Raw genomic sequence first — 25,835 nt, forward strand, 5'->3', positions numbered from 1 at the left:
TTTCTTTAGGCATTGCCAGCTTTACCTGTCACGAACCCTACTAAATTTTCTTTCGACACACTTAGACTATCATCCAAAATTTGGTTTGTCAAGATAAGCTTTAAATTTCTCTTGTTTTCATTTTATCCGTTAAACAAAAGAACTATCTGTTATTTAAATAAAAACCAACAGTAGCCTTATTTGGACATCTAGGGCTGCTGTTGGTTTGTTATTGCATAAAGCGTAAGCGATTAGGCTTGTTTACGTCTCCAGATAATGATAGTGATAACCCCTGCAATTAGGACTAGTCCTGTGGCAACTAACCATTTACTTGAGGTACTGCCGGTATTAAGTAAATATTGCTCAGACGTACTTTCCCCTTCTTTTTGATCAGCTTCAGAGCTTGTTGACTGATTCTGTTGTCCTGAATCATAGGAATCTCCTTTACCAGAAATTACTGCTTCGCCGGTTGAACTTGTGGGTTCAGTTGGATCTGATGTAGAGGCATCTGTAGTTTCCGTGGTACTTGTTGTCCCTGTGGTATCTGTGGCTCTGGTAGTACTTGATGAGCCTGTGGTATCCGTAGAGTCCGTCGTACTTGTTGTATCCGTGCTATCTGTAGAGTCCGTCGTACTTGTTGTGTCCGTGGTATCTGTAGAATCCGTTGTACTTGTTGTATCTGTGGTATCTGTAGAATCCGTCGTACTTGTTGTATCTGTGGTATCTGTAGAATTCGTTGTACTTGTTGTGTCCGTGCTATCTGTAGAATCCGTTGTACTTGTTGTGTCCGTTGTACTTGACGTATCGGTTGTGTCTGTCGTATCCGTCGAGCTGGAGGATTCATCACTTCCGTTATACGTATTTATCAAATTGTAGCCGTCCACCTCTACGGTATAATCCGCTGGAACGGTTTCTTCAGCAATCGCATAGCTATATTCACTACCTGTAGCATCGTATTTAGGCAGATCATTAAAAGTATATAACCAGCTGTTATTTTCATCTGGAGTGACGACCTGAGTTTGATAAATAGTTCCATTCTGCAATAGCTCAACTGTGATTGAATCAGGTCGTTCTCCTGCAAGATTATTGTCGTCTTTCCAGATTTTTTCTCCTGAAATAGTTAAAGTTTCCACATTAGGAGTCGGGAAAATTTCATTTGGATCCCAGCGATTGGTTGCTGCATCTAAAATCACATTCGTTCCGATAATCGTACCATCCTGACTTTGTCTTACGTCAATCGTAGCATTCGGTGCTAAAATAGTTCCTTGAAACGGAGCGTTAATCGTTAAATTGGTCATGGCATTCCCAAAGTTCCAAGATATATTGGCATCTGAAAAATCTTCTGTTTCATGATTGGTCCGATCATTATATTTAATCGGTGACTGAACAGTAAAATCCGTACCGCCGTTTACAACATTAAAAACCACTACTTGGTCATTCGGATTAATAATATTTAATGGCGTGTTCAGAGATAAAACAGCTGCATCAATATTTACCAAAACAAAACCTGTATCGGAAGCACCAGTCAGATCAATCGTTCGATTATTCATATCCGGGAAATCTGCTGAAGTGAAAGTTTTAACTGGTGTTAAATTCGTTAATGTATCCGCCGCAGTATTCAGCTTAGCAAATTCTTCATCAAAATTAATATAGGTGTTTCCTGGCTTATCTTGGTAAAAATCATCAAAGGTTAAATGATCCAATCGTGAACCATTAACGGTCGGATGACCGTCTTCTTCAGAAACAGCTACATTAGCCCCGACTACAAATTTATTAATCCGCGTTTCACCAGTAGGAACTCCTGATGAGTTAATAAACGAATCTGTCACTTGAATATAATTAATTTCTTCATTTAAGTAGCCTTCGTGAAGATTGGTTCCAAAATTATCATTGGCATCCAGTTCGTGCGTGGCAATATTTCCATCTGTATGAGCATTTACCGTTGTTTTATTTTTGGCAAAAACATGGAATTGACCGGCAATCCCCAATAAACCATAATTTCCTGTTAGATCATTGTATATACTACCAGGATCTTTAGGTACATAATCTTCAGCAATGGCCGTGCTTCCAGAAGTTAATATGTTGAGCAGTAAAGCAAAAACTATTAAGATTGCTGCTTTCTTTTTTCTACGCATATTATATGCCTCCTTAGAGAAATTATCTTCAACAATTCATCATTTTACACTTTTTTTTTATAATTAAACTGTTTTTTTAATAAGAATTATCCCATTTAGATAATATATTTACAGAGTAAAGGGCAGACTAACAATTAGCAACAAATTAGCTTAGAAAATATGTAAATAAAAAAAGCGGTTGAGCCAAAAGTTGTTTAGGTTCGAGCAATTGGAGCAAAAACGAGCGATATGCTTTTTATATTGATCTAATTTTATGAAATTGCCGAAGAACCTGACTTTGGACTACCGTTTATTCGTACTTAGAGCGTGAAGCAAAAGTGTCATTTACTTTTGTCTCACGCTCACAATACTTTAAATAATTTAGATTTGACGGATAAAAAAAATCCCACTCATTTGAGCGGGATAACAAATTCTTATTTGTTCAAAGCGTCTTTTGTTTGGTCAGCAGAATTGTTGATATATTTAAGTTTCATTATTTATGATTAGAGCTTACTATCACTATTAACAGCTTCTTCTGTATCAACGAAATTGAAGAAATGTCAATTCAATCTGGGTCATTTTCTGGATCAATCTAGAAAATCGCCAAATATAAATCTGGGTCAAAAAATTGTGGGGCATAGGGGAAAGGATAGACTAAACCTAACATTATGAGTGATTTAGCATTGGATGTATCTCTCTTATAATTTCTATGCTGATTGTTTCTAAAGTGATATTTAGCATCTTAAATACTCAAATATTTACTAAAAAAGATCCCAATATTCTTATTTTTGCTTTATCAACCAGTAGTTGATTGATTAAAATAGATAGAAATAGTACTCTGATAGTGAAAAAAGAAAGGAAGGGATCTAAAATGCTACTACAAGATATTTTAAAAACTTTAAGAAATAGGAATGGTTTTACCCAAGAAAAGATTGCACAGAAACTATTTATTTCTACACAAGCTGTTTCCAAATGGGAAAATGGATCATCTGTTCCATCTATTGATAATTTGTTAGCTCTTTCAGATTTATATGGAATTTCATTAGACGAGCTAGTACAAGGTAGCCCTTTTTTCAAAAAGCCTTACCTCGTTGGGAGTAAATACAATCTAAAAAAAGGATTTTTGTTTTTAGTTGTGTGGCTATTTATTAGCCTTCTATTCACAGGCTTCGGTTATCAACCATTTTGGTTGTTTTTACTTATTTTTATTATCGGAATACTTGTCGTATTTCCAACAACTTTTAATGATTACTGGATAATAGAAAATGATGGTATACGTATCAAAAATTTTTCAAAAAAGGATTTCCCTAAACTTATACAATTATTAAGCAACAATCGAACTACTATAAAAATTGAGTATTCAGATATTATTTCAGCAAAAATTGTTTACAAAACTAAGCAAAGGTTCTCGCCTTTTGATTTTAGTTTTGATATGTTTTATTTACAAATCTGTAGCAAAGATAAAATTTATAATCTTAATTTTGACTCTTCAGTAAAAAAATTTTTGCCTCAGTTTGTAACATTTTTAAAAAGACACGGCATTAATGTAATCGATGATAACAATATAGTCGAATTATTAATTTCTGATAAATCATTATACGAACATTTCAATAAGAGTGAATGATCGTATTTTACACTTTAAAACCGTTTCAATTAACTATAAAAAAGTTAATTGAAACGGTTTTAAAGTTCCTAAAAAGTAACTGGAATAATTTATTATTTATTGTTTTATCGACATTTACTATTTTCTGTCCAGGTAGGATCTCCACCAAACTGAGTAGTAGCATTACTTATTCCAATTATAGACCAGATAACTGTACTTACTACACTTGTTGATCTTGGTTCTATATTTGTTGCACTGACATTTTGTTCTTGAGTGATATTTAAATCAAAATCTTTTAATTCTTCCAATTTGATCATCCTTTCACTATTATAATTAGCAAGCCTTTAATTCATGCAATATATTCCAGTTTACTTCTTTCTTTAAGATTAAACCAAAAAGAAAGCGCTGTCAATATTAATTAAAACTCTTTGTTCATTATTTCTTCCAGAGAAAGATTTTTATAGATTTTGGCCTTTTTTTGCCATATCTTATATTCTACTTCATTAATACCTTTAGTTTGAAATAAAGTTTGATAGTCCTTATAAATTTCTATTTGCTTAAGTGTTGGTTGTGGAGGCAAGAGATTGTTTACACGTTTAATAATTGATTGTACAGAAATATTTATTTTTTGATTCAATGTTTCTTCAGTATCCTTATTAGCATTGTATTCAATAAATTGAATAGTACCTAACCCTAATCTAAGCATGAAATCCTCCATGTATTTCATTGTTTCTTCAGAACCATTTTGACTACCACAAACTATGCAAACTCCATATTTTCCAACTAACTCAAAAGAATGCGTCCACCCAATGATCCTGTCCAATAATATTTTCATGCCTGCACTCACATTTTTAAAATATACTGGCGTTGAAAAGAGTACTAATTTTGATTCAAGCATATGTTGAGCAAGCATGAACATGTCATCATCAGTATCCATCGCTTTTTCAGGTATTAAAAACTGATTCAAACTATCTACTAAGCTTATATGAATTTCATTGCATTTATAATGTCTTATTGAATATTCTACAATCATTTCATTGGTAAGTCGAAATAAAAATTCTTTAGCTATATTATTTGTTATTGATACGTTTTGAGCGCTTCCACAATAGGAAAAGATCTTAAACATTTTAATCACCACTCTCTATAAATTCCATTAACTTTTTCGAATTGCTGCTCTTTGATTCTTCATTTATTTTTATATTCAATTTGTGGAGATTTTCTTTATAAATGGAGTTATTTAATAATTCAAAAATTGCTTCTCCCGTAGTTTTGAATTTGGTTCTTTTATAATTTGTTATTCCAATCTTTTTATTATTTATTATTAAAGAATTAATACGTTGTTCTGGAGTAACTGGATTAAGTAGCATCGGCACCTCCTTACCAATTGCTTCCATAATACTATTCATCCCTCCATGTGTTATAAATAAATCGGCTTTTCCTAAAACAAAATTCTGATCAATAAAATCATCACAAAAAACCATTTTATTTGACGAAGAAATTGCTGACATCTGATTTAAAAAGTGTTCATTATACTTGCCAGTCGATACTACTATTTTTATATCATTATTAATCAATAACTTTATCAATGGAATATAATTATCTAAATTAATATCTAAGTATGATCCATGTGCAATGTAAACAACCTTCCTTTTTGTATTTAAAAATGTTGCTAACCCATCATTTATTACATCAATACTATCTTCTTTTTCTTGATGAATATTAGGGATAAAAAAATAATTCTTTTTTTCTTCAAGAGCTCTTTTGGGTTGAATATATTTACTAGAAAAAACAATTTTTTTCTTGCCTGTTGGTTCAAAATGTTTCATAGGTCGAATATAAGGTATATTATTTTCGTTAGCAACATTCTTATATGTATTAACTAAATAACTCCAATAATTCGCAAAAAAACTATCACTATACAAGTGTGATATCCCCCAGCTTCTAGAAAAAACTTTCCATAAAAAACCATTTCTTGTTGTTAAGAATTTTGTATTATACATATTGTTAGTAATATAACCTATGCATTCAATATTCAATTTCTCAGAAATATATTTTCCGTATAAATTTATTGAATCTGAAAATATTATAGATGGTTGAACTGCTTCTGCAATTTCAGATAGCTTGTTTAATATATTCTTATCAAAATTATTTATTCTAATTGCTCCTATTTTTGTTATTAACTCATAATATAAATGTACGTCTCCATCATGCTGAGCTTCTTTTAATTGGTTTAAGTACTTAGTTTCAATTTCGCGATACTTAATTTGATCAATATCGCAAGGATATTCCTTAAAGTTTGCTCCAAATGATTCTATTATATCTTTTTGGCTTGCACTATTCAGTACTATTACGGAATATCCTTCACTCTTTAAAGTTTTTATGATACTTTTTAAAGGCATTATATGACTAAGAAAACACCCTCCAAAAAATAAAGCTGTTTTTTTCACATATATCCCCCCATTATTTTGTCTTTTCATAATTAATTCTTATAGCTCTAGAAACAAATGACATAATTTTTTCTTCGTTTTCTCTATCAATACCTATTAATCGGTTATGCAACATATGAAATATAGATAAAAAAATACTATTTTTTTCATCAATACTACTTTCACTATTTTCAATGTATTTTAGTATTGCAGAAATTTCCTTATCATTTTTCTCAAAAGTACTTATCAATTTATTTAACAGCAAATTATCCTTTTTTGGAAAATCCAGAAGTTCGTTCTGAAAATCATTAAACTCTTTTCTAAAAACTTTCTTAAGTTTATAATTTTCTAAAATTTGTACTTGCCTCCTATTATGTAAACCGGAAAGGTATAAATAATAATTTACAATATAGTAATACAAGCTATTCTTTTCATGTTTAGAAAGAAAATATATGCAAGAACATAAAGTCTCAGACTCAAAACAAAATAATTTTTCTAGTTTATCTAAAATTTGAGGACTTCCATATCTATATATTTCTCTTTCATAAGTACTTATTTGTATGTCTGAAATAATATTTTCGCATAATAAATCATTTGTATATGAACTGTTAACATCCACAAGATCATTAATATCCCTATCCTCACGCAAAATCAATCTAACTCTTAAATGATCCTGATCATCTTTATACCTTATAAAAAAATATCCTGTAATCAAATTATTTCTTTCTAACTCATTCATCCAATTTGTAATATTATTTTTCAAAATCAATTCATGATTGCTACTTCTACAATATATTTTATAGTAAACATACTTCTTATAAGGAACAAATTTATTAGATTCGATGCAAAATTTATCTTGTAAAATATAATCTTTCAAATTTGAACCTTTTTCCCAATATTTATAATCAATAAGTTGAAATACAAACTCCCCAACATATCTATTAGTTCCATCATTTATCATCAAATCTCCTTCATCAAATGGAACTTCAGAGATAAGAATAAAATTATTATTTTTGAATTCTTTATATAAAATTTTCATACCCAAATCATTAGTTGTATCAATAATAATTCTATTATCTCCATTTTCAAGAAAACATTTACTACTATTGAAGCTAGAATCAATGATTTCTTTCAAATATTTTTTACATTCACTATAATTGTTTATAATGTGTTCCATTTCCAAATCCTTATGAATATATAATTTTCTAGTCGAAACAATAAATTGCTTATACCTTATTTCTGGCAAAAAACCTATATCCATACAAATGCAATTCAAAATATGAAATAGATCAAATATTTGTACTTCATTTTTACTAGTAATTGTCATGATATTTTTTAATATTTGTGGAGCAAAATTCATGTTTATCATACTATTTACATTAAATATTACTTCTTTATAAGTTTTCGAATTTACAAAATGAAATATGCTACTTTCATCTAAGTAAATATATATATCATTTAAATCTACTTTATCTGTATTTTCTGAATCCGAAGCTCCATAGTAAAGTGTTTTCTTTGATAAATTTGGGGTATTCATAACATTCAATAAAGTTTTTTCCTTTGGAAAAAACTTTAAATCAATTGTCTCAAAATTATTATTATCAATTATTGTTTTTGAATTCTTACTTATTGTCTCTTCAAATAATGAATCAAATCTTCCAAAAATTTTTGAGATCCCATCGCTCCCTACTAAAGGTGATATAATGTATTCCATTTCCATTTCCTTTTTTATCGGGTATAAACTTATTTCAAATCCCTTGTGTATACGATGAGGCTGATAGTCATACTTATTATCTAAGAATGCAATATCTATACTTGCTTCAATGCTTGTTCGAGCTATTTTCCTTAGCAATCTCCTGTAAACATCATTATCACGTATGATAATTTCATCTTTGTCACGTAGCTTTTCCTCATCATAAAGAGCTTCAAATATGGGTACTCCAATGTTACAACCATATTTTTCTAAAAAAATATTTTTATAGCTGCTCAAGGGCTTAGATATTTGTTCAGTGACTTTCGTTAATAATCTAGCAAAATCTTTAATATCCTTTTTCACATTTTTGTCAATATTAATTGAAGCACTGGATTTACTTATTATATTCAAATATTTTTCACTTTTGCATATAGCTGACATTTGGCTAGTAATTTCTTCTATCTTTTCAACAAATTTTACTTCTTTACTTTTTTCTAAATTTCTAATCTCGATAGCAATTTTTCCTATGAATTCTAATTTTAAATTGCCAGAATATTTTTCTATAACTTTAGTGATATTATTCAAAATACATGGCTTCAAAAGTTCACATCTAATGTCTGATATAATAATTTCAGATTCTATCAACTCCATTAAGAAATTTTGAAAAACTACTTCTTCTACATTTGGATATTCCACAATTAATTTTTCTATTAATTCTGATACATTCACCCATTCTTTAGTCATACTTAATACAATAGATAAGGCCTTTGTCTTATCCAAGATTAAATTATTTTTATTTAAGTTTTTTGTATTTTCAATAGTGACCCATGTATTAATTATATTTTTCTTTAAGCTTATTAATGTATTATTTTTCTTAACATACAAATCAAAAAATAAATCTTTTTCCAGTATTTTACTGAACAAAAAAATCCATTCTCCGTCAACATCTATCCGTACTTCATCTGAATTATCATCCACATAAAAATTATTTTCTCCACTAAATTCCCCAATACCAACGGACGCTGCCAAAGCATAGGGTGTAGTACGAGAAAAACATCTAGATATATATTTATATAGTGTCATAGCTACTTTCTCTTTGTCCATATCTTTATTATCTAAAAATTTTGCTAATTTAGGTGATAATGAATATAAAATATCATAATAATTAGATTTAACATAATTAATAAACTCTGTACTTGATAAATTTTGATACAAAATTTGTATTGTACCAAATGGTAACACTGCTTTGCGATATATAAACATATCTTGAACTTCATAATGCATTTATCTCACTCCTAATTTAGAATTTTTTCTTAGCATTTGATAATCTATAAAATAAACCTTTCCTATTTAACAATTCTTTTTGAGTTCCCTTTTCAATTATTTCACCATTATCGAGAACAATAATGGTTCCATCAAATTCAATATTTTTAAGTCTATGTGTCACAAAAATACCTATTTTTTCCTTGGATAATAAATTATAGCTTTCAAAAATTTTTTCTTCCGAGATGGGATCTAACGCACTGCTAGGCTCGTCTAATGCAACAATCGAACTATCCTCTTTATAAAAAGCCCTTGCAATACATAATTTTTGCCATTCTCCACCCGAAAGTTGAACGCCATCTTGAAACCAACTACCTAATTGTTGTTTAAATTCTTTGGGTAATCTAGTAATAAATGAATATGCTCCAGCATGTTTAGCTACTTCTAAAATTTTCAAATCATTTTTGTCATTCTTATCTGAAATAGATATGGAATCTTCTACAGTAAATTGATATTTAGCATAATCTTGAAAAACTGCTGATATACAGTTTCTGTAGCTAGTCAAATCTATTTTAGTTAGAGGAATGCTATTTATTAGTATTTCTCCTTCATAGTTATGATAAAAACCTAGTATAATTTTTACTAATGTGCTTTTCCCAGAGCCATTTTTCCCTACGATTACATATTTCTCACCTTTTCTAAAGTCAATATATATATTTTTTAAAGCGTAAACAGTATTTCGATTATACTGAAAGCTCAAATTTTTTATCTGTATACTCTCCACTTGATTAACCTTTATTTTGTCTTTATTTGTTTCTATTTCCATCGCTAAGTTATCATCATAGTCAAATAAATCTAAAATGTTTTTCGCATACAAAGATTGCTGATGGATTGCAAAAATACTATTAATAATATTTGAAAAATTCGTCTTTAAAGAAGAAATTGAATTAATATATGTCATTAGTGAACCTATTAAAAGTTTCCCAATAGAGGCTTCATAGAATAAATTACAGAGGATAATAGTCGTCGTCAAAATTGACACAAAAGAAATCAAGAATGTGAATATATTTCGTCTTCTATACATTTTCTTATTTTCTTCAATAAAGATCTCTCTAAGTTTAATAAATTTATTCAAAAATTTTGATTCCAAAGCAAATAATCTAGTTTCTTTTACATATTCGTCTTTGTTCAAAAGATTAGCATAATACCAACTTTTTCTTTCATAATTTGTTCGATTATACATTGTTTGATATTCATCTTTACTTAACCTAATTGTCTTAATACTACTGATAAGAGGGAAAACAAATATTAAAATTATCGTCCACCACTTCCAAGCCGCTAGTATTAAGATATAACTTATTGATGCTAATAACATTGAAAAAATATTCGCAAAGGTCATTATTATTTGAAATGGATAGATACCCGCTGCTTGTTCAGCTCTTTGAATTAAATCATAAAATTTAGGATCTTCAAAACTTTCTAAAGGTTGTCTATTTATTTTTTCCAATTGTAATTTAGAAAATTTAAAATTTAAAATATCCGAGTATCTGGATGAAATATATCCATTTAAATTATTGAATAGCTCTAGAAAAATATTTAACAATGAAAATAGGATGATGGACCCTATAAAAGCATTTGAAAAGAATGGAGTGCCTTTTTGAATATTATTGACAATAAATTGCGTATTTAACATTATTGCTATAGGAAAGTAAAGTTTTAATATATTGATAACAAGAAGAGCAAATAAATGTTTTTTATTTAGTGAAACTGCTAGTTTAACCATTCTGCTTATTATGATATATGTATCTTTCATATTAACCACCTTCATCTAATCAATTAAAAACATTTTTGCTATGAAAGTTTCTTTAATATCAATCGTTTTTTTCTTACTAAATAGTATTGGTACTAAAACTGATAACAGTCCATCCACGACATTTAAAGCGCTTGCATTCTTTTCCTTAAAAAAACAATTCATATCTAAATTTAAAATTATCTTTTCTTGAATATCTTCTAAAATAAATTCAGGAACACACACCTGATTATATGCCTTTATAAAATATTCATTTAGAATTTTTAATTGAAAATAAATCCCCGAACTTCCGTAGCAAAAATTAAGTGTTTTCGTTATGTTTTCAGTGTCCAATCCCTTCATAAGATTATCAATCAACAATTCCTTATTTAACCAATCTCTTACATTTCTATCCTTATTTTTTAGAAGACATATCAATATAGGGATGTCCCCTCTAGACCAAGTTAATTTTAGCCGATCTGAATCTATCTTCGAATTCTCAAAAATTTCTTTAATGAAGTAAGTATTTTCATAATTGAATTTAGAGAAATAGACCATCTCAAGTTTTTCAATGGCATTATTGATAGATTGAGAATGAACACTCAAGTTTTTCTTTTTCGATTCCTTTAATATATACAAAACTGCTGCTAATCCATGAGAAATATCTAAGTTTATCATTTTCTCATGCGCTCTATTAAATTTATCAAAATCGTAACAATCCGAATATTCCAAGAAAGGGCTATCTAACTTGTGTAGAAATTTTGATTCTAAAACAAAATCTGATAATAATAAAACTAATTTATCAGCTGTCTCAGTTTTACCCGATTCATATAAAAATTTTGTTGTTCCAGTAATACCATAAAATAAATCAAACCACCTATGATTTCGTATTTTATTTAAATAATTCGAATTAGATAGATAGTAACCACTGCTTAGCTCCTCAACTCTTTCAACAATTTGATTATGCAAATTTACAGCTAGACCAAATTTATTTAATTCTCTAGTTAACATTCCTATTCCTGATAATCCATACCACAAGCTAATATCATTTGAGATGATATTAATATTACTATTTATTTTCTTAAGGTTCATCATCGCTTTCTCTAATATTTCATTATTAGAAATTATTCCAGTATCCATAAGAGCGATCAAGAAAAATGAATAATCCCGTAAAAATAGAATAGATTTCTCTTTCTGAGAAATACGATACATTTTTTTTTCAATCTCAATTATCCTTTCATACAATTTTATCATCTTAGTTCCCCCAAATCATCGATAATCTCAGCCCATGAACCGAAATCGAAAATTTTATTTGCATACTTTTTTATTTCTAGAGGCGCATTGGATTCTATAAAAGCCTTGTCTGCGTTTTGGAAGAGACAAACATCATTATAGTAATCTCCCATTACCCAAAACTTTTCACAGTTACAAATTTTTTTTAATAAATTTAAAGCTGTTAACTTATTCACATTATTATTTATTAAATCAAAAGTATACTTACTTGTTTTGATAAAATAAAAATTATTGTCCTTAAAAAATTTTTCAATTTCTTCAGTAACGTTTAGTTCATTACCAACTATTTCTAATTTTAGTATTGGCTTTTCTATGGAATTCACAAATGGCTGATAACAGTATCTCGATACAAAATTATACATTAAAGAGTTGACACTATGAGACGAATAGGACGGGATGATAGATTCAACTATATCCTTCAAAACAGATTGGGAATCTCTTAAAAGACAAGTATACTTGTTGTCAGATGTGTAGACATTAATTAAAAAAATATGACCTAGTTCTTCGATCACCTTATTCATTTCATTTAAAGAATATTGAGATAATTGATAGTTATGACCTCCATATGATAATTCTACTCCACCGCTGCCAATCATAGCAATTTCTTTCTTAAACAAATATTTTGAAAAAATATTATTAATTTCATTTACAGTCCTACCTGAACATACGCAAAACAAGCCTCCAGCCGTAGAAACACAATCTATTAAACCAATAACTTTTGGGTCTATTTGCTTTTCAGAATCTTTATAAATGGTACCGTCTAAATCCGATGCTACTATAATATTAGGTACATCTATCATTCTACCTTCCCCCATTAGGTCTTACATCAAAATCTAAAATACTAACTTCGAATTGCTTGTTACTCATATTGTATACTTTCAATTATTAATTGTACAGGATGCTTCTCATAATTATTTAATCATTAATTAAAATATTTTGTCCATATTTTCTTTTTTAAAATCATGCAGCAAACTGAATTTAGAGAAATGACAGATGACTGTTCTACAATCATCTGCCTATTGTTATTTTTTTATATCCATCAAATGAATCTTGTCCGCTTTATAGTACATTGGGTTGCCAATCATAGAAGGCTCTAAATTTACAAATTGGCATTTCACACTCTCTTGTTTCATAATTTCCTGACTGGTAATTGGATTATCCAAACTGTTCACCGTAACTTGGGTGGCTTTCTTCCTGTAATTCCCTTCTGTTATTGTCACAGAATATTTGTATCCAACGATTTCATCCGTATTGAATTTTCTTGGTTTTCCATCTTGTCCTAGAATTGGTTTTCCTAGCTCATTTATTCGTTCTTCTGTCGCAAACTTTGGCGTTACTTCATCTAATTCAAACGTTGTGCCAATTGCTGTAAAATCAAAATCCCTCATATTTAACATCTTCGCCATGTTCAGTCATTCCTTTCACTATTTCTACATTATTTGCCGGTGGCGCTACAATGAAACAAGTTCAGGCACGTTTAGGGCATTCAACTATAGAAACTACCATGAATGTCTATACTCATGTTACAAAGTCAGATGAAGAGGAAACCGCTGAAATTTTTGCCACTTTTATTGAGCAGGGGAAAACTCTGGGTCAAAATCTGGGTCAAAAAAATCCCCACTCAAATGAGTAGGGATAAACGTTGTTATATCAATGTTTTTAAAACTATTTATTTAACGCTGTTTTAGCTTGGTCAGCCAATGCTGTAAATGCTGCTGCATCGTTAACAGCCAAGTCAGCTAACATTTTGCGGTTGATATCAATCTCTGCCACTTTCAAACCGTGCATTAATTTAGAATAGCTTAAGCCATTCATACGAGCTGCTGCGTTGATACGAGCAATCCATAATTTACGGAAATCACGTTTTTTCTGACGACGATCTCTGTATGCATAACTATAAGATTTCATTACTTGTTCTTTTGCTGTTCTAAATAAAGTATGTTTTGATCCGTAATAGCCTTTCGCTAACTTCAGGATCTTTTTACGACGTTTACGGCTTACTACGCCACCTTTAACACGTGCCATGGTTAATTCCTCCTAAATATCTCTTATCTCAATGAGTTTTTCATTACTTAGTTGCTGCAAGAAGTGCTATAGACTACATTCAGCAAGCTTTTTCAATTAAGCTTATTCAGCTTTTTTTAATCCAGCTTCATGCGCTAGCCTTTCGGAAAAAAGATAAAATCTGTTTGTGGTAAAAAGCACCACTCTCATATTTTCCTATTTTTCTGTCAATGCTAATCGAGCTCATTCAGCTTCTTATTTCATTCTTGCTAATTGTTGGCGAATACGTTTGAAATCGCCTGATGATACCATTCCTGCTTTACGCAATTGACGGCGTTGTTTTTTGGTTTTGCCGTGGAAACGGTGACTTGTAAACGCACGGAATCTCTTCAAACCGCCTTTACCAGTACGTTTGAAACGTTTTGCTGATCCGCGGTGTGTTTTTTGTTTTGGCATGACTAATTTTCCTCCTACATTTTCATTTCGTATACAGTTCAACTAACTCGCTGTATAAGTTGAACTAGCATCCTCAAAATCTTACGTTAACTAGTTAACAGCCTATTGGCTTACTTGTCGTTTTTCGGTGCCAGCGTTAGGAACATGCTGCGTCCATCCATTTTCGCTTTTTGTTCAACTGTAGCGATATCTGCAGTTTCTTCCGCCAAGCGATCAAGAACTTTCTGACCAATCTCTTTATGGGTAATGGCACGGCCTTTGAAACGGATCGAAGCTTTCACTTTGTCTCCTTTTTCCAAGAACTTGCGTGCATTACGAAGCTTTGTGTTAAAGTCATTTACATCAATTGTAGGACTTAAACGAACTTCTTTTACGTTGATCACTTTTTGTTTCTTGCGAGCTTCACGCTCTTTCTTTTGCGTTTCAAAACGGAATTTTCCATAATCCATAATTCGCGCAACAGGTGGTTTCGCACTAGGTGCAACTAGAACTAAATCCAGATTAGCAGCTTCAGCAATTTTTAATGCTTCCACTTTTGTTTTAACACCTAATTGTTCTCCATCTTGTCCGATCAAACGTAACTCGCGTGCACGAATGCCGTCGTTCACCATCATATCCTTTGCTATGGTCATTCACCTCCAAGTTTTTTAAGAGAAAATAAAGGCTGAAACTCTTGTATTCTCTAAAAAGCCGCTGCTTAACAGCAAAAAAAACAGGCTCTATAGATAGACCCCGCAAACATTCAGACTTAATCCCAAGGATAAAATCTATATCTAGCCCAGTGACTGCATCAGCTAAGGCGAGAAGCGGGTGCTTCTGCTTTCATTTCTCAACTTTAACAGTATATAACAGCTAGCTATATTTGTCAAATAACTTTTTATGCTTTACTCAAAAAAGCTGCTTTGTCTTGTTGTTACTCAAGATAAAACAGCTTAACTATTCCTCATTTATTTAACGCAGTAGCTCTTCGATTTTTAGTAATACTCCATTTTCATCATTGGATAAAATGATTTCTTTAGCAGCTACTTTTACTTGCGGCTGTCCGTTACTCATTACATAACTGTATCCGGCATGCTTCAGCATTTCAATATCATTCCCACTGTCGCCAAAAGCTGCCAGTTCATTGTTGGAAATCCCCCATTGCTCCTGTAGCTTCACCAGTCCATGAGCTTTATGAATCCCCGGAATAATCAAATCAATATCACCGTGCCCGCTTGATACAGGAACGATTTTATCCCCCAATGCTTCCGTTAGCTTCTCCAAAACGAATGCCGCTTGTTCTTCCGGAAAAGTTAAAGCAAATTTGAACAGCGTATCATTAACCACCTTAGTCAAATCCGGCACTCTTTTCAAACGATGATAATATTTACGTCCGTAAGACACGAATTCCTCGGATTCATGCTCAGAAACATACGCACTGTCCTTTCCACAAAGGATAATGTGGCCATCCTTAAATTCTGCCAAAATTGCTAAAATTTCGTGGATCGTTTTCAGTTCGATTTGACCGCAGAATAATTCCTTTTCTTCATTAACGACATACGCGCCATTTTCGGCTACAAAGGCAATTTCATGTGCTATTTCGGGAAAAAATGATTTAAGCTGATAATATTGATTGCCACTGGCAACCACAAAGCGTATGTTTTGTTCTTTCATTTTTTGGTACAATTCATTAAATTTTTTCCGGTCATACTCTTGTCGGCTATTTAAAAAAGTGCCGTCCATGTCTACTGCAATCATTTTAATAGTCATTGTTTTCTTCCTTTCTCGTCAATAATTTAAAGTGATTTAAACCAAAGCGGATGCCATCTTCCACATGAGATTTAGTAACGAAATCGGCATACTTTTTAACATTTTCAGACGCGTTCCCCATGGCAATCGAAGTCCGAACTGCTTCAAACATCCCTAAATCATTGTTTCCGTCGCCAAATGCATAGGTTGGTAAATGAGCAAGTCCTAAATGATGAATGATTTGCTGAATGCCAGCTTTTTTTGATTGCCCTTTCAAAACAACCGCTAATGAATAGGGACTGTCTCGATAAAAGGTCAGCGTATCAGCAAATATTTCTTGATATAAGGCATCCTTCACTTCCTCTTCTGAAAACAGATAACCCATATAGATTTCATTTTTCAAATGAAAATCCGTAGAAAGTCGTGGCAAGGGCGCATTGTCTAAACGATACAGCTTTTCCATGATTTCATCCCTATAACAAGCTGCATATTCCTTATCTGAATAACAAGCAAAGGAATGATTAAATAAACGCGCAACGTCCATTAGTTTAAGCAAGATATTGATTGGAAAAGCATACTTAGACACCACTTGATTTTCAACAACATTATACTGACCGTTTAAGCTCACATAAGAATGAATAGACGTTTTTGCAGTAATTTGCTTAATTTCCTGTGGTGAACGACCGCTAGCAATCAGCGGTAAAATATTATTTTGACGTAATGCCTGAATAGCTTGTTGGTTTTCTTTGGAAATCTTCGACTGCGTGTCCAGCAAGGTTCCATCCAAATCAAAAAACACCAGTGCTTTCCATCTTTTCATGTCTTAACTCCCCTATCGATTTCTTTAAGTTCTATTATACTATATTTTCGTATAATCAATAAAAAAACTTTGCCGCGATTATTCAAAAAAGGCTTGAATAACTATGACAAAGTTTAACTTTTCATTTTTCATCAACTAATAATTAGTGAACTATTTTCAGTAAACTGAAAATTTCCTAGAAAAAGATAAATTCTCGAATTATCGGTATATCTATCTTGTATAACCTAGGCTATCCCTGTAGTCCCTACAGTTCTTTTTTTACAATTTAATCTGCCACGATCGTTTGCAACCCCTGTACCAGAATTTGGATGCTTGCTGCTGTTTCGGGATCCTTTGCCCCTTGATGTTCATTAATGTCCTTGGTAAAGATACGACTTTGCACATTATTTTCTGAATGTTCAGAACATTCTCCGCAAGCTGATACCTTCACTAAGCGTTTATTATACCAGGCTGCTTTGTATTCCAGCTTTGAAACGAATAAGGCCCAAGAGACATCGGAAATACCACGATGCAATTTATTGTTTCTGAAGACCTCTTTTTGATTGATAGCTTCGATACAAATTAAATCATAATTTCTAACGATTTCAGTAGTGATTTTATTTAAAAAATCGATCCGCTGATTCATTAGTTTTTCACGCATTTTAGCGACTTTAACTTTTTGCTTTTGGTAATTCTTTTGCTGTGCTAAATCTAATCCTTTGGCTTTGGCAATTTCTTTACGCCTTGCAAGCTTTCGTTCTTCTCTGGTAATCCGCTGTTCGAATTCCTTGGTATACTTGTCATTATCGATCCGTCGACCGTTCGACAATACAGCGAATTCACAAGTGCCTAAAGTAATGCCAATCGCAGAATGTGTTTTTTGTACTTCTGACACTTCTTCTTCACACAAAATCGAAACGAAATACTTTTGACTAGGTGTTAATGAAATTGTAGCGGATTTGATTTTCCCGCGAATCGGACGATGCACTTTTGTTCTAATTAAAGATTTTAGCTTAGGCACTTTTAAATATTTGTTATCAATAAGTTTAATTGTACCATTTTGATTATTGGTTGTATAGGAAGTCACGGCGTCTTTCTTTTGTTTTAACTTTGGAAAGCCGACTCCTTTTTCACTGCGAAATTTTTTAAATGCTCGATCCAGATAAACTTGGGCATTTGCTAAGGCTAAACTATCTACTTCCTTCAAGCAAGGGTACTCTTCTTTATATTGCGCAGGCGTGGGCATTTTGACCTTTGCCTTGGGATTTTCTTTTAAATACCTATACAACTGAATCCGCTCCTGCAATAAAAGATTATGCACAAGCCTGACACAAGAAAAAGTCTTTTTAATGAACTCCTCTTGTAAAGAAGTAGGATAAAGCCTGTACTTATAAGCCTTTAAAACCTTCATAACATACCACCCTACCATAAAAAGCTATTAAGAGGCGCTTTGCTTCGACGAAAAATAGGAAAAATTGACTGTGGCGCTCTTGGACGCAGCTCCATTTTTATCTTTTTTCCCAGAAGCTGCCTCTGAATGCTGGATTACATAAAAAGCTATTAAGAGGCGCTTTGCTTCGACGAAAAATAGGAAAAATTGACTGTGGCGCTCTTCGCCACAGCTCCATTTTTATCTTTTTTCCGAGAAGCTGCCTCTGAATGCTAGATTACATAAAAAGCTATTAAGAGGCGTTTGGCTTCGACGAAAAATAGGAAAAATTGACTGTGGCGCTCTTGGCCACAGCTCCATTTTTATCTTTTTCCCGAGAAGCTGCCTCTGAATGCTGGATTACATAAAAAGCTATTAAGAGGCGTTCGGCTTCGACGAAAAATAGGAAAAATTGACTGTGGCGCTCTTCGCCGCAGTTCCATTTTTATCTTTTTTCCAAGAAGCTGCCTCTGAATGCTAAGCGATGTGCCAAAAATAAAAACAGTAAGTATTCCTTCTCCCGATTCTGTTCTCATTTCAGGTTCTGTTGTGAAAAAATCCTAGCTAAGAAAAGACTCTTTTCTTAGCTAGGCTCTTTTTCGCCAAGCAATTATGCGTTCATCGCTCTAGCTTTTTTCTCTTCAATTTTTTTGCGATATAGTTCGACTTCATCTTCAGAACAGTAAACATAGTGTTCTGTCGTGATTTCTCTTAATTTGCGTTCCTTATTGTCTTCCGGCTGTGGTTTGTAGACAATTCGTTTACGTGTGCGTTCATAGTCTGGATCCGGTAATGGAATAGCGGATAATAGACTTTCTGTATATGGGTGAACGCCGAAATTGTAAACATCATCACTTGAACCCATTTCCAACAGACGACCGCTGTGCATAACACCGATACGATCACTAATATGCTTCACCATAGATAAGTCATGAGCGATAAACAAATAAGTTAAACCGGCATCCTTTTGTAAATCCTGTAGTAAGTTGACCACCTGCGCTTGGATAGAAACATCCAAGGCAGAAATCGGTTCATCACAAATGATAAAACGCGGATTTACAGCCAATGCTCTGGCAATCCCGATCCGTTGACGCTGACCGCCTGAAAATTCATGAGGATAACGTGTGCCGTGACTTGGGTCAAGTCCAACAACTTTTAAAAGCTCGTTGACCTTTTCTTCGCGTTCAGCAGAAGTTTTCGCTAAGTGGTTAATATCAATTCCTTCTGCGATAATATCATTAACCTTCATTCTTGGATTCAATGAAGCATAAGGATCCTGGAAAATCATCTGTACTTCCCGACGAAACTCCTGCATAGCTGATTTTGAACGGATCTTACTGATATCTTCACCATTAAAAATGATTTCTCCGCCTGTCGGGTCATATAAACGGATCACACTGCGGCCAGTTGTTGATTTTCCACTACCGGATTCTCCAACTAAACCGAATGTTTCTCCTTCATAAATGTGGAAGCTGATATCATCGACCGCTTTCACTTCGTCAGGACGACCAACGTTAAAATATTGTTTTAGTCCTTTAACATCTAAAAGTACTTTCTTACTCATTCGTTAACGCCTCCTGTTGCTGTTGTATTGTGGCGCTCAGCGTAAATTGCCCAACGTCTGGCAATTTCTGCCGGAGGAGTTACTTTTGGCGCTTGCGGCGCTAATAACCAAGTCGCAGCTTTATGTGTCGGTGACACTTCAAAATAAGGCGGCGCTTGCTCTGCATCAATTTTCATTGCAAATTCATTCCGTGGATAGAAGGCATCCCCTTTTGGCGGATCCAACAGATCAGGTGGTGAACCAGGAATTGCATAAAGCTTATCTTCCGTCCCTTCCATTGTCGGCATTGAGCCAAGTAAACCCCAAGTATACGGATGTTGCGGGTTATAGAAGATTTCTTCTGAAGTCCCCACTTCAACCAAGCGACCGCCGTACATAACCGCTACACGGTCAGCCACGTTTGCCACTACACCAAGGTCATGCGTAATGAAAATGATAGACGTACTGATTTTTTGTTGTAAATCTTTTAGTAATTCTAAAATTTGCGCTTGAATTGTTACGTCCAAAGCAGTGGTTGGCTCATCGGCAATCAGAACTTCCGGATAACAAATCAACGCGATTGCAATAACGATCCGTTGGCGTTGTCCTCCTGAAAATTGGTGCGGATAATTCTTCAAGCGTTTTTCAGCATTGGGAATTCCGACTAATTTCAGCAGCTCAAGCGCCTGTGCCAAGCCTTCTTTTTTAGATACTTTATTATGTTTGATTAATGATTCTGCCACTTGTTTACCGATCGGCATCGTCGGGTCCAATGAAGTCATTGGATCTTGAAAGATCATCGCGATTTCTTTTCCGCGAATCGTCTGCATTTGTTTTTCAGTTTTCTTAACGATATCTTGACCTTTGAACAGGATTTCTCCATTATCAATGTTTGCATTACTACTCAATAAGCGCATGATACTTCTAGTCGTTACTGATTTACCACTACCAGATTCTCCTACGATCGCTAAGGTTTCGCCTTTGAACAATTCAAAACTGACTCCGCGAATCGCATTCACTTTTCCAGCAAACGTATCAAAAGAAATCTGTAGGTCTTTTACTTCTAATACTTTTTCCATAGTCATTCACTCTACTCTTTCATCTTAGGATCGAAGGCATCACGTAGTCCGTCAGCTAATAAGTTGAAACAAATCATTACAATTGACAGAGTTACGGCAGGAATCCACATTAAATATGGAAGGAAACGGAAGGTTTTGTATCCTTCATTTAATAGGGTTCCAAGAGAAGCGGTTGGCGGTCTTAATCCTAAACCGATGAAACTTAAAAACGCTTCGAAGAAAATTGCCGATGGAATACTGAACATCATTTGAACGATAATAACGCTTGAGATATTCGGTAAAATATGTTTGACAGCGATCTTCAAACGAGATTCGCCTAAGGTTTGTGCAGCTAAAACAAATTCCTGATCTTTCAGCTTCAAGGTCTGTGCCCGCACGATTCTGGCCATTGAAATCCAGTTGGTAATAACCATCGCCAAGACGATTGATAAAATCCCCGGATCAAAAACAGTCAGCATCAAGATCATGACAACCAAGTTAGGAATTCCGGAAAGAACTTCTAAAATACGTTGCATTACTGTATCGACACGTCCGCCAAGCAATCCTGAAATCAATCCGTAAGTCACACCGATTGTAATATCCAGTAAAGCGGCGATAAAAGCAATGAGTAACGAGATCCGTGTTCCCATAAACAAACGACTTAATACATCACGTCCTAAACCGTCTGTTCCAAGATAAAAGTTGACATTGTCCGGAACATTGGCTTGCGCATATTTGTCTACTACTCTTCCTGCAACCGTCGCTTTTCCGTTAAAACCGTTAATACTGTCTAAAAGCGGAATCCGCGGCGGCAAGTTAATGTAGGCAACGTTTTGTTGGGTCGGGTCATGTGGTGAAACCCAGATTGTGATAATTGAAATAAAGATGATAATCCCTAAAAAGATTAGAGAGATAACCGCAGCTTTATTCTTTTTCAAACGGCGCCAAGAATCTTGCAAGAAACTCAAAGATGGTGTGGCAATCCGCTCTCTTTCCTTTGTGGTTGACGTATCCAAAGGCTGAAATTCACCTGCTGGAATTTCTTTAATTTTGTCTGGTACATTCGTTAAATTAACGCTTTCCATTAACCTCTGGCACCTCCTGAAACACGAATTCTTGGATCAATTAATCCATAAAGTAAGTCAACAATCAAAATAACAAAAACCAATAAAGCGGAATAAAGAATGGTTACTGCCATAATGGTTGGGTAATCATTAGTCATAATAGACTTTACAAACTGTTCCCCGATACCAGGGATCGCAAAAATATTTTCAACAACGAGTGAACCTGTCATTAGGCCGACTGCTAAAGGACCTAATAAGGTAATCAATGGAATCAAGCTGTTTCTAAGTCCGTGTCTAAACGCAACTTGCCAGCGGCTCAATCCTTTTGCACGAGCTAATTCTACATAATCACTATGTAAAACCTCGACCATTTCCGTTCGAATAAACCTGGCGGAATCGGCCATCGGACTCATTGCCAGAGCGATAGTCGGTAAAATCGTATAAGCAAAACCGTTCCACATCGCAATCGGTAAGACTTTTAGCTTCATAGCGAAAACATATTGTAACAATACGGCAAAGACAAAGTTAGGAATGGAACGCCCTAAGATCGCCATTAAAGTTGCCAGTGTATCTACCCAAGTATTTTGACGCATTGCAGCGATAATACCGAGTAAAATTCCTACCAGCGTACCAAAGATAATGGCTTGTCCGCCGAGTTGAACGGATGGCCCAATACGACCGGCCAAAAGTTTTGCAACTGGCTGATTTTTAAATTGGAATGAAATTCCGAAATCGCCGACCAGCAGATTTTTTAAATAGATACCATATTGAACAATCACAGGTTTATCTAAACCAGATTGTTTATTCAACATAGCGATTGTTTCCGGACTAAGTTTTTCTTGGTTGGTATAAGGAGTACCTGGTAATAATTGCATTAAGAAAAACGTAATCGTAGCGATCAGCCACAATGTGATGATCATAAAGAAGACTCGTTTAAGAAAATATTTTCCAAAACTGTTCAAGAATGACACCTCCGAGATTATTTTGACTTCATCAGTTATTTTCGATAAAGTAAGGATAGAAAATTTTAGATAAGGATGAGCACATGAAAAAAATAAAATGGCCTTTACTAACATCTGCGGCCGCAAGTATTGGTATTTTCATCTACCTATTATCCAAGCAATCACTAACTATCCGTTCTTTGTCTGATACCTTCTTTATTGTTTCTTTATTCTTTCTGATTATTGGTATCGCCATGTGGATTATGTCCTCAGGATTTTTTGATAATTTCCAACGTTTTATGAAAAATTATTTTCGCTTTAGAAAGAAGAATGAACCGAAAGAATTCGTCCCTTTTTCAGAAATCGGTAAAGCGCATCAGCTTTACTGGCTTGAAACTGGGGGTATTTTACTGATTGTCTCTTTTGTTTCTTTATTATTTTACTTTTTATAAGCCAAGATAGCAAGAGTGAGGCTAACAAATTTCTGAGAATTTCTCATCTTTTGCTTAGAAACTAAGAAAACGCCTTACCCAAAATAAACAACTGGAGATTCACGAAAAGGAAAAGAGAACTGAGTAAGCGGTACTGCTTAGGCGAAAAGGATTCGCCCAGGCAATAGAATCGCTGCTTACGGTCATCAGTTTTTCTTGTCAATTTTCGTGAATCTCTTTTATTTCATGAGTAGAAGATTGATTCTTCTACTCATTTTTTAGTTGTTTAACACCAAACTTTCATTCCTTTTACTCTGAAATGTAAGTCCATTTATAATCATATTGCGCGCCAGCTGGGTGGAAGCCAACGTCTTTGACTTTTTCAGCACGTAAGTGCGCTTCTGCTTTTTGGTAAATTGGAATGACACCCATATCGCCCATGATGACTTTTTCTGCATCAACCATATTTTCCCAACGTTTTTCTGGGTCATTGGCATTCGTTGTTGCAGCTGCTTTGACTAATTTGTCATATTCAGCATTGCTGTAACGGCCACGGTTATAAGAAACGCCTGTTTGGAATAAATCCAAGAAGCTACTTGGGTCTACATAGTCAGCACCCCAACCACCGATAACTAGATTAAAGTCACCTTTATTTGAACGATCCAAACGAACAGAGAAAGGTACCGGACTAACAGTTACTTTTGTTCCATCCAAGGTATCTTGAATCGCGCTTTGGATATATTCTACAGTTTTCTTAGAAGAATCCGCATCAGAAGACAAGATATCGATATCTAATGATTTGATATTCAATTCCTTCTTCGCTTTTTCCCAATATTCTTTAGCTTTTTCTTTATCGTAAACGATCTTGTCGCCCGCAGCTTCGGTGAAATCTTCTTTACCAGAAGGATCTTTAGACATATCTGCCGGTACTAAGCCTTTCGGTTCAACAGAGCCATCACCTAAAATATTTTCTACTAAAGATTTACGATCGATTGAATAAGAAATCGCTTTTCTTAGATTTGCATTTCTATATGGAGAATTTTCATCCATTTGATTTAATTCAATATATTGAGTTGATGCTTCTTTTTGAATAACAAGCTGTGGGTCATTGGCTGCTTGCTGTGCTAGTTCACCAGTTAACTGAACGTCATCCGCTTGACCGTCTTGAAACAGGTTGTAAGAAGTTGGTGCTTCTTTTACAACGTTTACTTGGACTTCATCAAGTTTTACAGTATCTGCATCCCAGTAATCTTTGTTTTTCTTGTAAGACCATTTGGTATCTGTACCCGGTCCGTCAAAGCCGTCTAAAACGAATGGACCGTTATAGACTGATTTGTCGCTTGATGTAGAGTATTCTTTGCCATATTTTTCCACGATATCTTTTCTTTGCGGGAAGAATGATGGGAAAGCTAATAGGTAATCAAAGTATGGCGTTGCTTTTTCTAAAGTGATTTCTAATTCATAATCACCGACAGCTTTGATTCCTAGTTCTGATTTGTCTTTTTTGCCTGCTGTAATATCTGCAGCGTTTTTAACAGATTCATATAGGTAAGCATATTCTGAAGCCGTTGCCGGGTCAACCGTCCGTTGCCAGCCATAAACGTAGTCTTCTGCTTTTACAGGTTTGCCGTCTGACCATTTAGATTTTTCGTTTAATTTAACTTTATACGTAATACCATCTGAGCTGACTTCTGCTTTTTCGGCAGCGCCGGCAGGTTCTGGCTTATTATCTAAGTTTAAACGATAAATTCCTTCATAAACATTGTTTAAAGCTGTGAAACTGATTGTATCTGTCGCTAAGGACAAATCAGCACTTGGCATTTCCTGTAATTCGTTTACACGGAAAATTTGTTCTCCGCTTGGCTTTCCATCTGCTGCTTTAGAGCTGTCTGAATCAGCAGTACTTCCGCCGTTGCCGCACGCGGCTAATGTTAAACTAAACAAAGTGATGAACCCAAAAGCAAATGACTTCTTTAACTTCATTCTTTTTTCCTCCCTAAATGACCCTCAGTATTTTCTGAAAAATCAGAATTTAATAATTATTTATTGCGTCTGTGGTATAGTTTACAATCTTTAAATGAAAAAATCAAGAATAATCTTATTTTTTCTTAATACTTCCATCATTAAATTATACGCTCATTAGAAGAAGTTTCTTAGAATATAGCCGAAAAGCATTTGTCTTCCTATAAAAAAGTGTGTTAGATTAGTATAGAAGGAAATAG

Annotated in this window: 22 protein-coding genes, 1 pseudogene and 1 other annotated feature; of the genes and pseudogenes, 3 read left to right on the forward strand and 20 right to left on the reverse strand. The window is 33.6% G+C overall.

The window, feature by feature from the left end; translation table 11 throughout:
- Positions 1–230: 230 nt before the first annotated feature.
- The gene (locus ABH902_RS05365) at positions 231–2,114 is read right to left on the reverse strand and encodes a collagen-binding domain-containing protein (protein WP_404589522.1); all 1,884 of its coding nucleotides are present in this window, start codon (positions 2,112–2,114) and stop codon (positions 231–233) included.
- Between the two features lie 850 nt (positions 2,115–2,964).
- Here ABH902_RS05365 and ABH902_RS05370 point away from each other — a divergent pair.
- Positions 2,965–3,717, forward strand: coding sequence for a helix-turn-helix domain-containing protein (locus ABH902_RS05370; RefSeq protein WP_404589523.1), 753 nt, complete (start codon positions 2,965–2,967; stop codon positions 3,715–3,717).
- A gap of 104 nt (positions 3,718–3,821) precedes the next feature.
- Here the strand turns inward: ABH902_RS05370 and ABH902_RS05375 are convergent, their stop codons facing one another.
- The 8 genes from ABH902_RS05375 to ABH902_RS05410 form a co-directional block, all read right to left on the reverse strand.
- Positions 3,822–4,004 carry a hypothetical protein gene (locus ABH902_RS05375; protein ID WP_404589524.1) on the reverse strand — a complete coding sequence of 61 codons (183 nt, stop codon included), beginning with the start codon at positions 4,002–4,004 and terminating at the stop codon, positions 3,822–3,824.
- Between the two features lie 110 nt (positions 4,005–4,114).
- Complete coding sequence (locus tag ABH902_RS05380) at positions 4,115–4,822, reverse strand: flavodoxin family protein (protein WP_404589525.1); 708 nt, start codon at positions 4,820–4,822, stop codon at positions 4,115–4,117.
- Between the two features lies 1 nt (position 4,823).
- Positions 4,824–6,143: a glycosyltransferase gene (locus tag ABH902_RS05385; protein WP_404589526.1), complete on the reverse strand. Its 1,320-nt coding sequence runs from the start codon at positions 6,141–6,143 to the stop codon at positions 4,824–4,826.
- Positions 6,144–6,156: 13 nt separating this feature from the next.
- Positions 6,157–9,099, reverse strand: coding sequence for a thiopeptide-type bacteriocin biosynthesis protein (locus ABH902_RS05390; RefSeq protein ID WP_404589527.1), 2,943 nt, complete (start codon positions 9,097–9,099; stop codon positions 6,157–6,159).
- A 16-nt stretch (positions 9,100–9,115) separates the two neighbouring features.
- Positions 9,116–10,891 carry an ABC transporter ATP-binding protein gene (locus ABH902_RS05395; RefSeq protein WP_404589528.1) on the reverse strand — a complete coding sequence of 592 codons (1,776 nt, stop codon included), beginning with the start codon at positions 10,889–10,891 and terminating at the stop codon, positions 9,116–9,118.
- A 15-nt stretch (positions 10,892–10,906) separates the two neighbouring features.
- Positions 10,907–12,121, reverse strand: coding sequence for a lanthionine synthetase LanC family protein (locus ABH902_RS05400; RefSeq protein WP_404589529.1), 1,215 nt, complete (start codon positions 12,119–12,121; stop codon positions 10,907–10,909).
- Entirely contained in the window at positions 12,118–12,960 is an 843-nt protein-coding gene (locus ABH902_RS05405) for an HAD-IIB family hydrolase (RefSeq protein WP_404589530.1), read from the reverse strand. Before ABH902_RS05405 ends, ABH902_RS05400 begins: the two co-directional genes overlap by 4 nt.
- A gap of 222 nt (positions 12,961–13,182) precedes the next feature.
- Complete coding sequence (locus ABH902_RS05410) at positions 13,183–13,566, reverse strand: hypothetical protein (RefSeq protein ID WP_404589531.1); 384 nt, start codon at positions 13,564–13,566, stop codon at positions 13,183–13,185.
- Between the two features lie 23 nt (positions 13,567–13,589).
- Here ABH902_RS05410 and ABH902_RS05415 point away from each other — a divergent pair.
- Positions 13,590–13,793: pseudogene (locus tag ABH902_RS05415) on the forward strand (integrase); the annotation flags it as partial.
- Positions 13,794–13,825: 32 nt separating this feature from the next.
- Here the strand turns inward: ABH902_RS05415 and rplT are convergent.
- The 10 genes from rplT to opp1B all read right to left on the reverse strand — a co-directional run bounded on the left by rplT (position 13,826) and on the right by opp1B (position 23,203).
- Entirely contained in the window at positions 13,826–14,185 is a 360-nt protein-coding gene (rplT, locus tag ABH902_RS05420; protein WP_404589532.1) for a 50S ribosomal protein L20, read from the reverse strand.
- Between the two features lie 234 nt (positions 14,186–14,419).
- The gene (gene rpmI, locus ABH902_RS05425; protein WP_154774319.1) at positions 14,420–14,620 is read right to left on the reverse strand and encodes a 50S ribosomal protein L35; all 201 of its coding nucleotides are present in this window, start codon (positions 14,618–14,620) and stop codon (positions 14,420–14,422) included.
- Positions 14,621–14,730: 110 nt separating this feature from the next.
- Positions 14,731–15,252: a translation initiation factor IF-3 gene (infC, locus tag ABH902_RS05430; protein ID WP_154774318.1), complete on the reverse strand. Its 522-nt coding sequence runs from the start codon at positions 15,250–15,252 to the stop codon at positions 14,731–14,733.
- A gap of 68 nt (positions 15,253–15,320) precedes the next feature.
- Positions 15,321–15,448, reverse strand: a sequence feature (ribosomal protein L20 leader region).
- A gap of 123 nt (positions 15,449–15,571) precedes the next feature.
- Entirely contained in the window at positions 15,572–16,369 is a 798-nt protein-coding gene (locus ABH902_RS05435) for a Cof-type HAD-IIB family hydrolase (RefSeq protein ID WP_404589533.1), read from the reverse strand.
- Complete coding sequence (locus tag ABH902_RS05440; RefSeq protein ID WP_404589534.1) at positions 16,359–17,168, reverse strand: Cof-type HAD-IIB family hydrolase; 810 nt, start codon at positions 17,166–17,168, stop codon at positions 16,359–16,361. The genes ABH902_RS05435 and ABH902_RS05440 overlap by 11 nt, the downstream gene beginning before the upstream one ends.
- A gap of 265 nt (positions 17,169–17,433) precedes the next feature.
- Entirely contained in the window at positions 17,434–18,558 is a 1,125-nt protein-coding gene (locus ABH902_RS05445; RefSeq protein WP_404589535.1) for an RNA-guided endonuclease TnpB family protein, read from the reverse strand.
- Positions 18,559–19,186: 628 nt separating this feature from the next.
- Complete coding sequence (locus ABH902_RS05450; RefSeq protein WP_404589536.1) at positions 19,187–20,140, reverse strand: ABC transporter ATP-binding protein; 954 nt, start codon at positions 20,138–20,140, stop codon at positions 19,187–19,189.
- Positions 20,137–21,204, reverse strand: a complete 1,068-nt coding sequence (gene opp1D / locus ABH902_RS05455; protein ID WP_404589537.1) for an oligopeptide ABC transporter ATP-binding protein Opp1D — start codon at positions 21,202–21,204, stop codon at positions 20,137–20,139. Before opp1D ends, ABH902_RS05450 begins: the two co-directional genes overlap by 4 nt.
- 5 nt (positions 21,205–21,209) lie before the next feature.
- Entirely contained in the window at positions 21,210–22,262 is a 1,053-nt protein-coding gene (gene opp3C, locus ABH902_RS05460) for an oligopeptide ABC transporter permease (protein WP_404589538.1), read from the reverse strand.
- On the reverse strand, positions 22,262–23,203 hold the full coding sequence (gene opp1B, locus ABH902_RS05465; RefSeq protein WP_404589539.1) for an oligopeptide ABC transporter permease Opp1B: 942 nt from the start codon (positions 23,201–23,203) through the stop codon (positions 22,262–22,264). The genes opp3C and opp1B overlap by 1 nt, the downstream gene beginning before the upstream one ends.
- A gap of 83 nt (positions 23,204–23,286) precedes the next feature.
- On the opposite strand from opp1B, the gene ABH902_RS05470 reads away from it, so the two are divergent.
- The gene (locus tag ABH902_RS05470; RefSeq protein ID WP_404589540.1) at positions 23,287–23,634 is read left to right on the forward strand and encodes a DUF3899 domain-containing protein; all 348 of its coding nucleotides are present in this window, start codon (positions 23,287–23,289) and stop codon (positions 23,632–23,634) included.
- Positions 23,635–23,922: 288 nt separating this feature from the next.
- On the opposite strand, the gene ABH902_RS05475 is transcribed toward ABH902_RS05470, so the two are convergent.
- A complete protein-coding gene (locus ABH902_RS05475) occupies positions 23,923–25,596 on the reverse strand; it encodes a peptide ABC transporter substrate-binding protein (RefSeq protein WP_404589541.1) in 1,674 nt (557 codons plus the stop codon).
- Positions 25,597–25,835 lie beyond the last annotated feature (239 nt).

The organism is Enterococcus sp. UD-01 (assembly GCF_044909655.1).
Taxonomy (GTDB): Bacteria; Bacillota; Bacilli; order Lactobacillales; family Enterococcaceae; genus Enterococcus_L.